The 12,791-nt window shown below is 38.7% G+C and carries 10 protein-coding genes; 5 read left to right on the top strand and 5 right to left on the bottom strand.

Annotated elements, in window-relative coordinates:
* The first annotated feature begins 31 nt into the window (after positions 1–31).
* The 3 genes from OK18_RS00530 to OK18_RS00520 all read left to right on the top strand — a co-directional run bounded on the left by OK18_RS00530 (position 32) and on the right by OK18_RS00520 (position 2,763).
* Complete coding sequence (locus OK18_RS00530; RefSeq protein ID WP_156173190.1) at positions 32–787, top strand: helix-turn-helix transcriptional regulator; 756 nt, start codon at positions 32–34, stop codon at positions 785–787.
* A 132-nt stretch (positions 788–919) separates the two neighbouring features.
* Positions 920–2,458 carry a MauE/DoxX family redox-associated membrane protein gene (locus OK18_RS00525; RefSeq protein WP_053326713.1) on the top strand — a complete coding sequence of 513 codons (1,539 nt, stop codon included), beginning with the start codon at positions 920–922 and terminating at the stop codon, positions 2,456–2,458.
* 56 nt (positions 2,459–2,514) lie between these two features.
* Complete coding sequence (locus OK18_RS00520) at positions 2,515–2,763, top strand: DUF6520 family protein (RefSeq protein WP_053326712.1); 249 nt, start codon at positions 2,515–2,517, stop codon at positions 2,761–2,763.
* 13 nt (positions 2,764–2,776) lie between these two features.
* Here the strand turns inward: OK18_RS00520 and OK18_RS00515 are convergent, their stop codons facing one another.
* The 5 genes from OK18_RS00515 to OK18_RS00495 form a co-directional block, all read right to left on the bottom strand.
* Positions 2,777–5,284 carry a S9 family peptidase gene (locus OK18_RS00515; protein ID WP_082129106.1) on the bottom strand — a complete coding sequence of 836 codons (2,508 nt, stop codon included), beginning with the start codon at positions 5,282–5,284 and terminating at the stop codon, positions 2,777–2,779.
* A 2-nt stretch (positions 5,285–5,286) separates the two neighbouring features.
* Positions 5,287–6,648, bottom strand: a complete 1,362-nt coding sequence (locus tag OK18_RS00510; protein ID WP_053326710.1) for a RagB/SusD family nutrient uptake outer membrane protein — start codon at positions 6,646–6,648, stop codon at positions 5,287–5,289.
* An 11-nt stretch (positions 6,649–6,659) separates the two neighbouring features.
* A complete protein-coding gene (locus OK18_RS00505) occupies positions 6,660–9,746 on the bottom strand; it encodes a SusC/RagA family TonB-linked outer membrane protein (RefSeq protein ID WP_053326709.1) in 3,087 nt (1,028 codons plus the stop codon).
* Positions 9,747–9,895: 149 nt separating this feature from the next.
* Positions 9,896–10,723, bottom strand: a complete 828-nt coding sequence (locus OK18_RS00500; protein ID WP_053326708.1) for a FecR family protein — start codon at positions 10,721–10,723, stop codon at positions 9,896–9,898.
* A gap of 90 nt (positions 10,724–10,813) precedes the next feature.
* On the bottom strand, positions 10,814–11,290 hold the full coding sequence (locus tag OK18_RS00495) for an RNA polymerase sigma factor (RefSeq protein ID WP_167336345.1): 477 nt from the start codon (positions 11,288–11,290) through the stop codon (positions 10,814–10,816).
* A 295-nt stretch (positions 11,291–11,585) separates the two neighbouring features.
* Between OK18_RS00495 and OK18_RS00490 the strand changes: the two genes are divergently transcribed.
* Both OK18_RS00490 and OK18_RS00485 read left to right on the top strand, forming a co-directional pair.
* A complete protein-coding gene (locus OK18_RS00490) occupies positions 11,586–11,765 on the top strand; it encodes a hypothetical protein (RefSeq protein ID WP_053326706.1) in 180 nt (59 codons plus the stop codon).
* Positions 11,766–12,299: 534 nt separating this feature from the next.
* Positions 12,300–12,788 (top strand): T9SS type A sorting domain-containing protein, encoded by a 489-nt coding sequence (locus tag OK18_RS00485; protein ID WP_228377671.1) that lies wholly within the window; start codon positions 12,300–12,302, stop codon positions 12,786–12,788.
* The last annotated feature ends 3 nt before the right edge of the window (positions 12,789–12,791 follow it).

Below are 12,791 nucleotides of genomic sequence, written 5' to 3'. Positions count from 1 at the left end.
TCTGAATCAAATACAACTAATTTGGGGAACCATGAACTTATTCCTGATTTCATTACTCGACACGATGGTGGAACGAAATATTGAAATGTTCTGCAGAATGGATTTTGTAAAATCGGCGCTGTATCTTGCCGATCTGGGTGAAGTGTCTGCCCGATTGCAGACCGTTGCAGACTTTTATTTCAGGTTCCTGCACCAGATTGCCTTCCTTCGGGCAGGGATATTTAAAGTTGATTTCGTACCGGATCTGGAAGCGATTATGAAAAATACTGACCACCATTTACACAAGATATTTGGCGATTTAGAAAATAAGAATCTGAATAACTATGATATCTACCCGGTACATCTCCGTTACTCTGATCAGGAAGCTGTACATCTTGTTGCTGGGATCATGAAGATTGAAGAGAGGAAAGTTACTTTCCTCCATTTGGTTGACCTTCATATTCCAAAGAATTTGATCAATACGATCCCGTCGAATATTTCCTATGTGCGGGAAATTTTTACGCACTATGAAACAGATAGCAAACAATCCGTACGTGATCTTGTCAAATCAATGGGTTACAATTACAATCAATTCCAAAAGGACTGCAAGATTTTTTTTGGAGATACGTTTTACAGTTTTATCCAGAAAAAGAAAAGTATAGAGGCTGCGGGAGATATTATTTTCACCCGGATGAGTTTCAAAGAAGTAGCTTTTAAGAATAGATTTGTCGATTATCCCAATATGTATAAGACTTTTTCGAAATACGGAGTATCGTTGACTGATATCCCCCGCCTGGCAAATTTATAGTCCGATTACTTATTGAAATGCTTTTGGTACTTTTTGGAATGTAAATGTTACTATTTGAAATATCAAAGGTACTATTTGCAATATTTAATTTTCTTTATATAGCGAAATTTGTCTTAATCAATGCCAATGATTATGATAAAACTCGTTAAAGAATATTATGTGACGGCGGTCTGTATTCTGGTGGCGTTTCTATTTGTGTATGCCGCTATGAGTAAAGTTCTGGATTTTGAGAACTTTCAGGTTCAGCTGGCACAATCACCCTTGTTAAGTGCCTATGCGCACTATATTTCATTTGCTGTAGTCATTACAGAGCTTACTTTGGCTCTTTACCTCTGTCTTCCAACCTATCAGAAACTGGCTTTATATTTTTCGTTGGGATTGATGTCCGCCTTTACCATTTACATTTTTCTTATCCTCAATTATAGCGATTTTGTACCATGCAGCTGCGGAGGAATCTTAGAGAAGCTGGGCTGGACAGAGCACCTGATTTTTAATATTGCATTTGTTCTGCTTATCTCCGCCGCCATATTTTATAAGGAGAAAAAAGATAATCCTCAGAAGAAGCTGGGCCTTTTGCTTTCTTTACAGTTGTTTAGCATAACCCTTTGCTGTGGTGCCGTCGTTGCAATGTTTGTACGGTCAGAGCACATCATGAAGAAAGAGAACAATTTTACGCGCCGTTTCCTGCAGCATCCGATTTTTGATGATAAGATCTATGACCTTGGGGTGAACTCGTATTACTTTGCCGGAATTGCTGATGGAAAAATATACCTCGGCAATGTGACCACACCGCTTTTTATTTCACAAATTGATACTGGACTGCAGAATCTTACTCGTACAAAGATTGCTTTGGATCACATGGATCATCCCTTCAGGAACGTACAGATCAGGGTAAAATCTCCGTACTTTTACATTTACGACGGAAACGTTCCTGTAATTTATAGAGGGAATCTCGGAAATTCGACAGCAAACACTATAAGCTATGGAGATGCATTCTTTAACCAGCTTTCAGTCATCGATTCCATGAAGTTCGGAATTCGTACACAAAAACGTGACGATAATCAATATAGCATTGCTTTACTTGATCTCAATAGGAACCCAAAGCTATCCCTTAAGCCAGAGGTTCTACAAAAGCAGATCGACGGGGTATTTGATGTGGACGGCGTATTAACTTCTGATCCGGAAAACGGTAAGCTGGTCTACACATACTTTTACCGGAACCAATTCATTGTAATGGATACCTCCTTGAATGTTCAGAGTAGACTTAATACCATAGATACTACGACAAGAGCAAATTTATCGGTAACCAAGCTTTCGGATGGAAGAAACAAAATGAATGCCCCGTCCTTCAGCGTGAATAAGAGCCAAACCTTGTTCTGCGGACTGATCTTCAACCGTTCCAACCTAAAAGGGAAGCACGAACCATCAAGTTCGTGGAAAAATTCCTCCATCATCGATGTCTACAGCACGGATGAACAATATTACTTAGGCAGCTTCTATATACGCCATAAAGACGGCAATGCGATGTCATCGATGATCTCTGATGGCCGTTACCTGTATGTTCTAATTGGCAACGAATTACAGCGGTACCGCATAAGGGATGGCGCGTTTAAGTTTAACATAAAACGAAACCAGTGGTTCGAGGAACCGCTGGTGGATCGGGATATATAGGGGATTGCCGAAAACCCTGTAACAGATTAGGCAGTAACCAATTAAATTATGATAGCATGAAAAAATTATTATTACCCGGTCTCATTGTAGCAATGGGATTTGGAGGTGCTTTCGCAACCAGCAAAATGAAAACTGCTATGCCAACTTATCGTATCAACGGTAGCCATTGTGATGTCGTTCAGCAGGAATGTGATGAAAATCCTGGCGAGCTATGTACTTGGAGTGTTGATGGTTCTCAGCTCTATAAATTCCGGAGCGCGGACGAAACAACCTGTTCTCAAGAACTTCGTAGAAGCATACAGTAATTAAGAAGGATGCCTATAAGGCATCCTTTCTCATCTGTTTACTTATCCAGGCAATATCTTTTTTGCCTTTCAAAAAGTAATCCCACCAGTCCAATACTTTTTTACTCAAGTCTACTTGCTCCGGAGTACCATCGGGAAATGAATGATTTCCGTCTTGATAAAATAATGCAACTACATCTTTTTTATATCGGCGGAGCCCAATATAAAATTCCATCGTTTGAGTCGGCGGAACGGTGCGATCCTTGTTACTGGTCCACAGTAAGATTGGTGCATTTACTCTTTCCACACTAAGGATGGGGTTATTTGCCAGAAATCTTGCCTTATCATTAGCCGGTGTCGTATTCATTTGATAAACGGTGTTATATATAAAATATAGAGGTTTATTAAAACCATGAGTATATGAGTAAAAATCGTTGATAATGTCACTGATTCCTGCCCCGGAGATGTAAGCTGCAAAACGGTCTGAATGGGTTGCTATAAAATCGGTCTTATAACCGCCGTAGGATTGACCGAAGAGTCCAATTTTTTCCTTATCAATAAAAGAATTTTTTAGCGCAGCATCCAGTGCCTTGTGGACACATTCAAGTGCTGAAAGTCCAGGACCTTTATCGCCCACAGTAGTGTCCGGAAGAAATACAAAATACCCACGTTCCAACAAGGTTCTCAATTGAGATCCATCCGGAAGGGACTTGTTTGGAGATAGATATGAATTGGAAAGGTGCCGCTGCATATCATAAATGCGAACGATCATCGGATACTTTTTCGCGGGATCAAAGTTGGCAGGATAATACAAAATACCGCTAAGATTCTTTCCTGCTGCGGAATATTTATACATTTCCTGTTTTATTTTTTTTACTCCATTGTCCTTAATACTTCCGTCAAAAAGTAGTTTTTTTTCATTGGGTTTAGCATAAGCATACAATGTGGGTGGAAGATTAAAATTCTCTTCCAGTGTAGAAAAGGATGTCATTGCAGGATCATAGATCAGCTTATGAATTCTATTTTTTGTCGATGGAATGACCTGATAGATTTTGCCCCTTTTCAAGAGCTGATATGAAATCACATTTTCGTCCCGATCCTTTATTTCGGCAAGAAGTTTTTCTGTTGGTAAAAAGGAAATTGCTGTATAATCATCGATTTTAAGGGTGTAGTTCTTGATCTTTGTTATTTTTCCTCTTCCTATGTCCAGAGCTGTTAATTTCTTCAGTCCGATGTTAAAGGTCCATAGGCCATCTACGCTTTCAAAATAGATATTCTCTGAATTTGATGAGAATACCGGTTGTTCCAAACCTTCTTTTTCTATCGTTGTTACTTTATTACCATCGGGACGATATAGCGACCATCTTAAGCCATCGTGACTCGCGACAAACCATCTTCCATCAGATGAGGTATAAATGGAATGGTTTAATAGTTCCGGCCATTCTTTGCCTATTTGTCTGGCAAGCTTTACATTTCCGATATCCCTGTATGAATTTAATTTCAGATCGTAGATCTGAGCAGCATTGAGTTCGGGCTCACTGGTAATGAAATTATGGCCCCGTCTTGGAAGATAAGTCAGAAAATAACGGTCATTGTTGATCGAACCGACCTCAAAGTTTTCCGGTACAGGAATATTCTGCAGTTTGTTTCTTTTTGGGTGCCATAACCAAAAACGCTGATGAGTAGGCTTTTTAAAATGTTCATTGACGTAAGGATCGTTCCCATACCATATATCGACAAGGGTATTATCTTGTGGCTGACCTTCGACACATGTGCTAATGAGGAAGGAGTCGCCATTTTGTATTGGGGTAAGCTTGGCCACTGCATTTTTGGAGATGTCAAGTTGCAGTACAGTTTTTCCGGATTTTCCCGCTTCCAGTAGGACTAATCTATCCTGATCGTTATTTTGGGCTGTCTCTAAAACCAGCAAATGTTTTCCAGTTTCAATAAGCGAGATCTTGCGGATTTTATTCTCAGTTTTGTAAAGGACCTTTTGTTGGGAGCCAGTGGTCTCTATGATTTCGGATTTGCTATCATATTGTCTGTTAAGATATATTGTGTTTTTAGAATCGGTGGCGGCAAGGTTACCCACATTGGCTATTTCGAAAAGCTGCTTGCCAGTACTATCATAGAACCTGAGGGAATGGTCATTAGATAATAACCCGAATCTGTTTTGTTGTTGCAGCGGATAAACATCGATTATATTGTCAAAGTTGAATGTATTTCCGGTAATAAGATTGAGAAATACGACCTGTTGTCCTTTCTTGCCCAATACACCTACCTCATTCAAGAATGTGAGCTGTGAATTCATGATTCTGTACACGGTTTGTCCTTGGTCTTTCGTGTTGACCACAAAAATACTGTCACCATGCAGTTTGCTTACTTTTCTGATGCCAATCCAATTTGCATTCTTGGATCTGTATACAAAATCTGACAGAGAGGAAAATTTTGCCCTCCAATTTTCTATGGTATCTTCAAGTTGCTGTGCGGATGATAAAAAGACTCCTGCCAGAAACATTATTAATTTCAAAATATTTTTCATTATTAGTATCCCGTATTTTGAGGTTTAAGATTTGTATTTAGTAGAATCTCTTTTTGAGGTACTGGCCATAGTTTATGGTAATCCTTCCAGTTGGGTTTTGTGGTTTGCAGCATGTTTAGTTTGCCCGTTCTTTTTAAATCAAGAAATCGGTGTCCCATCTCCGTAAAGTATTCTCTTTTATTTTCCAGAAGAATTTCATCCAGAAGGACACTTTTTGTAATGGATGCAGTCAGGGGCATAAGCTGTGCACGGGTTCTCGTTTCATTTATATAAGGTACTGCCTCTACAATTTTATCCTGTTCTGCCAGTACTTCCCCAAGAAGCAGATACACCTCCTCAAGCCTAAAAATGATGGAGTATTCGGTCATGTTATTACCACCGCGGTTTTTATATTTCTCGGCTCTATAGTAAGTCAGGCCGTTGAAGATTACTGGTGCCATCCATTTCTGTTTACGCAGGTCCTCATTTGGAAATACATTTACCAGGGCATTGGTGAGTGCATAAGATGATGGCGCCGAATTGGTAAAATAGTATAGGCCAGCTTGCAGTACAGACAGGTTATTGTTTGGTTTCATTTGCCACAAAATATGTTTCCCAGTTTTCTGAAAAACTTTGGTGATGTCAGGTTCCATCTGGTATAGCCCACTCTGTATAATTTCTTTCAGTACTTTTTCAGCTTCACTCCAATCCTGTTTAGCCATATAAACTTTCGCGAGCAGAAGTCGTGCAACCATCCTGTTTGGATAAATCCGTTCAGTATTCCTGTAGCCATCTTCAAGTAGGGACGATACCTCCAGAAGATCCTTCTGCAGGTTTGACAGTACTTGAACAGAAGATGTTTTGCCTATGCTATTATTGACCTTGTAATCGGTTGATTGAGGGTAGGGGATATCGCCAAACAGCTGGTTGAGGTAGAAAAGCATGATGGACCTAACAAGTAATGCTTCCCCTATTAAATATTTTTTGTTGGATGGCGAAATTCCCGTTGAGGCTGTTACACCTTCTATTATCGAATTAGAGGAATAAATATGTTTATAGGCACCAGCCCAGACATTATAGACAATAGTATTGGTGTCGATCTGTTGGTTCAGGAAGATATCCCTGCTGTCGGATGCGACCGTAGTATAGTTGTCAAGTTCATCTGTATAGGCGCTTAAATAAGATTCAAGATCACCGCCGGCTATCGGGGAACTCTTCATTACATCAGCGTACAGGCCAGCTAAGGCAGCATTTGCGGTTTGAACGTTTCTAAAGACTGTTTCTTTATCGATCTGGTCATTTGGGATGTCCACTTCAATCATTTTTTCGCATGAAGCAGTTACTGTCATTGCAATAAGTATAATGATAAATCGTATTGTTTTCATTTTTAAGAATTTTAAAGATTAAATTGTGCGCCAAAGGAATAGGTTCTGAGAGGTGGAAGGAAACCAAGTGATGAGGATTCAGGGTCCACTCCGAAGAATCTGGTCCATGTCCAGAGATTCTGTCCCTGAAAGTAAATTTTGACATCTTTAAACGGGCCGCTTTTGAGCGGAATTGTATAGCCCAGCTGCACATTTTTCAACCTTATAAAAGAAGCATCTGAATATGCAGCTGTACTGGAGCGAAGTAAATTATGGCTGGTCGTATTTAATGTGCTATAAGGCATATACAATCCGCCGGGGTTTCCGGGAGACCAGACATCAAGAACCTGAACCGGCTGATTATTCATTGTTCCGGGCATCGTCATAATACCGATATAGTTACGTGCTTTCTTTTTGACAAACTGAAAAAGAAAAGAAAGATCCCAGTTTTTGTATTGTACTGTATTCGCCCATCCACCAAAATATCTTACACTTACATCTTCTATTACCTGCCGGTCATCCGGTGTGGAAATTTTACCATCTCCATTAAAATCAGTAAACTGGTATTGGCCAGTTTTTGGATTTATGCCTTCTAATTGATATAATTTAATAATATTGGTAGGTTGTCCTATGATGTACTGATTCGCATAAGTGGAACCTGCAAGTCCGGGAAACGCAAGCAGTTTATTTCGCGGGAAGCTAATATTGAAAGAAGATTCCCAGCGGAAGTTCTTGCCAACAACAGGGCGTCCCGAAAGCTCAAATTCCAAGCCCGTATTTTCAACTGTTGCAGCTAAGTTTGCGATAACACTGGTAAACCCTGTTACTGCGGAAAGCTGGTAACCAACCAACTGACTGGTGGATCGGTTACGATACCAGGCCGTTGTCAAATTAAGGCGATTTTTGAAAAAACCAAGCTCCAGTGCTGTTTCAAGTTTACGGGTAATCTCCCAGCTATAATCGGGATTAAACAGACGCGAGGGCGTAATACCAGTGGTATTGTTATAGATCAGAGTAGAATTGACGATATAGTTATCGAGATATTGAAAATCACCGATGTTGTCGTTACCTGCAGAACCATAGCTTCCCCGAAGTTTTCCAAAAGTCAGCCATTTAAAATCTTTTAAAAATGCTTCATTTGAAAACAACCATGCTGCTCCTACGGCACCGAAATTTGCGAAGCGATTGTTGGATCCAAAACGGCTGCTTCCGTCCCTTCTTCCAGTTAAGTTTACGATATACCTGTTTTTGAACTGATAATTCAGTCTGCCAAATAAGGCCACATAACGATATTCAACATTGGAATCTTCTAAAGTCATGACCGATTTGGCAGCGCCAATATTGGTGATGAATTGATTGCTCTCAAAGCCTATTCCAAGTCTTTCATCTGCACTCCTCTGGGTCCTCTGGAAGCTACCTCCGATCAAGGCATCTAGCTGGTGAGTTCCCCATTTCTTCTGCCAATTTACCTGCGGTTCCGCAATAAACGAAAATATTTGCTGTGACCGTTTATCTGCCTGAGAACTGGAACTGGACATTCCAGTAGCGAGGTAAGGGCTGTATACTGTATTTGGTGTCAGGGCTAATTCATCAACTGCAGTATAATTAAGTCCTGTATTCAGCTTTACTGTAAAATCCCTGAAGATACGATACTCAGCATTCACATTCATTTGGAACAGCTTTGTATCGTTGTCATAAGAAGCATTATACGCCGCCAGTGGATTTGAAAATGTGTTGTTTTCCCAATTCAGGCTTCCGTCCCCCAAATAAATCAACGGTGATACAGGAGCCAGCATATAAGCGTTCCTTGTCATATCAGTTTTTACCACATTATTTTTCTGCTGTGTAAACATATTGGAAACACTGATGTACAGTTTATTGTCTGCTGAACGATGCGAGATGTTCGAATTAAATGAATTGCTGCTATATTTGAACCCCTGCCCAAATACCGTGGTCTGTTCATTATGGCCGAGACTGAGCATGAAGTTTGTTGTTTCACTACCTCCGCTTAAGGAAAGCTGGGTGTTGCTGAGCGTAGCTTTTCTTCCGATCAGAGTTTTTACCCAGTCCGTTTCATGGTTCCTATCCCAGGTGCCGTTTATATCGTATGCATTGGCAGGATAGTTTGAAATACCATCATTGGCATAGGCCTTGCGCCGCATTTCAAGATACTGATCTTTATTCAATAATTTGAGGTTGGATATTGCCTCACTTATCCCATAGCTGGATGAAAGGTTCACGCGTATTCTCCCTTTTTTTCCTTTTTTTGTTGTAATCAGGATAACACCATTTGAACCTCTTGAGCCATAAATAGCAGTGGCGTCTGCATCCTTTAATACTTCGATACTTTCAATATCATTAGGATTAATGCTGTTTAAAGGGCTTATGCTACCATTGGGAATAGTTATAGAGGATATTTGAGCAGTGGGAATTTCGATGATCGGTACGCCATCAACTATATAGAGCGGTACATTACCATTTGGAGAAGTAAATGATCCTGTGCGTAAACTATTTTGCCCTCGGATCTGGATTTCAAAACCACCACCAGCAAGACCGGAATTCTGTGTAATATTAACACCTGCCATTCTTCCTTGCAATGATGATAATACATTGGTAACCGGCTGGTTTTCTATATTTTTAGCTGTAACTTTAGCAATACTTCCTGTCCGTTCTTTATCCTTTACGGCATAGTATCCTGCATTCACAACAATTTCATCGATCTTGTTTACACTTGCAGATTTCTGGATCGTATCCGCCTTTGAGAGATCGGAAACTACAGGAGTCAGGCTGGACGCTGTCTGATTATTTTTCTTCCGTATGACAACACTTTTGTTGAATATTATAACTTCTACTGGAACATCCCTAAGTAATTTGCGAATGCAGTCTACAACGGGCTCATTGATACATTTGGTTGGCTGGGCCCAGTGGTTTTTCAGGTCCTCTGCTGAAAATGCATAATTTCTAGTATTTGTGGACGTCAGGAATTTTTTAACAGCCTGATCGGCCGGTTCCTTTTTGGTGATCTCAAAACTTACTCTTTTTTTTGAGAGCTCCTGTTGGGCATAAAGCCTGTGCCATCCGAAAAAAAACAATACGGTGGCAGTGCATAAAATTTTCATATTTTTGCATTGTATTTAAAAATTAATAACTCTTCTGATCTACGTTATTAGTTGAATACATGGCTGACGGGTGCAACCGTCGGCCTTTATTATATTCAGCCATTTTTATGTATCAGGGATCACGGCAGGAGTAATAAGGACTTAAACCATTATTCCTCCAATTCAAATGTGGTATCATTTATTTTTTTGGCTTTTAGATTAAACTGAAACGCGATCATTTCGATTAATGCATCTTCTTCGGTAGTTTGCGTGCTCAAAGTAATTTTTGAAGAGCCTATTTCTTGAGGATACCGGATCTGGATCCCGTATATATCCTGTATAGCTGATATTACTTCGTTAAGAGTGGCGTCACTGAATGCAAGAGTTGTTACTCTTTGTCTTTCAATTTCAGCTTTCTGATCCGTAGGTTTCACCGATGCCATCTTCAGAGAACCTAGGTTTGAAAATGTTTCTTTAGGCTTTAGGGTATATTGATAATCAGGCTTATCATTTTTTGATACCTGTACTTTTCCTTCGTACAAATCTACGGTAAAGCTTTGCCCATTCTGAACAACCTTAAAAACAGTACCCAAAACTTTTGTCTGATAGTTGTTTCCATGAACAATAAAAGGGGTTTTAGATTTAGCAACATGAAATATAGCGTTGCCTTGCAGGTAAACCTCCCGATTTTCCGTTGGAAAGGATCTGTCCACTTGTAGTTGTGCCCCTTTTAAAAGCGTAACAGTTGATCCGTCTTTTAAAGTAATGCTGACATTTTGCGTTTCAGCATAATAAACCTCAGGAGTAAGCATTGTTTTATATCCCAAAATCAAAACACCGATAATTATAATTGCTGCTGCAGAAACTAATGTATAGTACCGGCGCAGTTTTTTCTTTTTCTTTTCAATTTCCTGATTACGGATTCTCGAAATGATTTTTTGCCACATTTCATCCGACTCCTGGGGAGACAGAGGTTCGTGAATATTCTTTTCGTTCATAACAGGTCTTTATTACATTTACCTGGGAACATTGAAAATCCCCCGCTGAAAATATGGAAATTAACAAAATTTAACTGATATTAACTTATTTTAAGAATTTTTGAGGGCGTTTCTAAGTAGAGTCATAGCCTTGGAAACCTGTTTTTCGACGGTTTTTTGTGTGATTTTAAGATCACTGGCAATTTGTTTTTGTTTAATGCCATTGATCTTATTCATGGTGAAAATTTGCTTTGTCGTATCAGGCAATAAGTCAATATTTTTTTGAATAGCATCTATACGCTCTTCTTCTTTAATAATGTACTGGATTTGCTCTTCAGAGCGATCGGGGTAATCGGATTCCAGGGATTGGAATCGTTTATTATTCTTATGGCAGAAGTCAGCAATTTCCTGATTGCAGGTTTTAAAAATAATATTTTCTGTATTTGGCCCGCCTAGTGCTTTTTTATACTGCCATAAATGGATGAAGACATTTTGAAAAATGTCCAGGACATCATTTCTATCAGATATTTTTCCTGCAATATAAAGAAATACACGATGCTGATATGTATAGTAAATTTTTTTATACATATCTTCCTGATTACTGTTGTTATGTTCATCAAAAAGTGGCATTTTTTGTTATTAGCAGGGGAGTGATTAACAAATTTATGAATATTTTACAAATAGTTGGATTCCAAAATGCTGCAAATGCCAGTATTATTGTAAGATCACTTTGTTAATTAATATTATACGACGTGTTTTGTCGTGAGTGCAGTATACATTTGCATCATTAACGTAAGAGATCGGAGGATTTACATTGTAAGAATACTTCATCATACTCTTTCACATAATAATATGTATTAAAACACAATTCTAACCCTTAATTATGAAAACAATATTTATTATGATCAGCGATTTTGGAAGCTATACTATTTTCTTTGCGCTAGGATTCTTTTTTAATAGGCACCGTAAAAACACGGAGAAAAAAATGGTGTTTTCCCCCAGAGACGTAATGCTTTTTTTCGCTAATATTGTCAAAACCAACAGAAACCAGATGATGATATAATTTAAAAGGTAAGCTATTACTGTAAAGCTATAAGAATATTATAATTCGAAGGTTTCATAGTGCTAACCAAAAACATTTTATTACCCATGAAAAAGATGTATTACCTAAATTATGCAATTCGTATTTGTTTGATGTTCCCATTTTCCAGTTTTCCTATGATTTTCAGTGAAATTCAACCTGGAAAATGATACCCTTCTCGATATTTTCTCAACTGTAAGGACACCACTTTTTTTTACTTCGTTCAAAAAACGAAGTCCCTGGTATATGATTGAATAAAGAGGTTGAATAGACACTATTAATCTCTTTAGAGATACACGTAAGATTCCCAATCTATGACGTGTAGGGGCATAAAATGCCTAGGCGTCTTTCTAGACTATTTCTATTAATCCTGATTTATTTAATCAGGCGATTCACCATTTCAAAACCACAACCTATGAAATCGTACTATTATTCAGATTAACTGTGAGCAAAAAAAATTTGAACCCTTAGCTAAAGGGGATAATAAGCAAAAATTACTAATCAAAATTAAACAACATGCAAAAAATAAGAAGAAAGAAAAAAATAAAAGAAGTGCTTAAAATCGTCCTTCCTGTCATGCTTTTTTTGGTAGGAGTTAAAGGATATGCCCAAACCGAAGTCTACTTTAAATATGATGGAGCTGGAAATCAGTACTACCGTGGGCCTGACGACTTTGCCAGAAAGAGTTCACAAAAGAGTACTAGCAGTTCGCAGACCACAACGAATACGTTAGATGAAAAGACGTTTTTTAAGGAGATACGCCTGTATCCAGTACCCGTAAATGATGTACTTACAATTGATTGGACGGAAAATGCGGATAAATTAATCGAGTCTGTTTCACTTTATCAGCATAGCACAGTGCATTGGAAATTTCAGCAGAAAAATATCCCTGATTTAAACAGACAGCTTAAGATTAATATGTCTGGCTATGAGTGGGGTGTTTATGTGCTTCGGTTCACTCTTAAAGACGGAAGGGTAATGAGTAAGAACATCACTAAAAGATAACGG

It is taken from the genome of Chryseobacterium gallinarum (genome assembly GCF_001021975.1).
Taxonomy (GTDB): Bacteria; Bacteroidota; Bacteroidia; order Flavobacteriales; family Weeksellaceae; genus Chryseobacterium; species Chryseobacterium gallinarum.
Note: the sequence above shows the minus strand (reverse complement) of the source record. Positions and strands in the feature narration are given on the sequence as shown.

What these genes read in the sequence shown, in the direction of transcription:
- OK18_RS00530 (WP_156173190.1), top strand. Translation starts at nt 32, where the DNA reads ATGAACTTATTCCTGATTTCATTACTCGACACGATGGTGGAACGAAAT.
- OK18_RS00525 (WP_053326713.1), top strand. Translation starts at nt 920, where the DNA reads ATGATAAAACTCGTTAAAGAATATTATGTGACGGCGGTCTGTATTCTG.
- OK18_RS00520 (WP_053326712.1), top strand. Translation starts at nt 2,515, where the DNA reads ATGAAAAAATTATTATTACCCGGTCTCATTGTAGCAATGGGATTTGGA.
- OK18_RS00515 (WP_082129106.1), bottom strand. Translation starts at nt 5,284, where the DNA reads ATGAAAAATATTTTGAAATTAATAATGTTTCTGGCAGGAGTCTTTTTA.
- OK18_RS00510 (WP_053326710.1), bottom strand. Translation starts at nt 6,648, where the DNA reads ATGAAAACAATACGATTTATCATTATACTTATTGCAATGACAGTAACT.
- OK18_RS00505 (WP_053326709.1), bottom strand. Translation starts at nt 9,746, where the DNA reads ATGAAAATTTTATGCACTGCCACCGTATTGTTTTTTTTCGGATGGCAC.
- OK18_RS00500 (WP_053326708.1), bottom strand. Translation starts at nt 10,723, where the DNA reads ATGAACGAAAAGAATATTCACGAACCTCTGTCTCCCCAGGAGTCGGAT.
- OK18_RS00495 (WP_167336345.1), bottom strand. Translation starts at nt 11,290, where the DNA reads ATGTATAAAAAAATTTACTATACATATCAGCATCGTGTATTTCTTTAT.
- OK18_RS00490 (WP_053326706.1), top strand. Translation starts at nt 11,586, where the DNA reads ATGAAAACAATATTTATTATGATCAGCGATTTTGGAAGCTATACTATT.
- OK18_RS00485 (WP_228377671.1), top strand. Translation starts at nt 12,300, where the DNA reads ATGCAAAAAATAAGAAGAAAGAAAAAAATAAAAGAAGTGCTTAAAATC.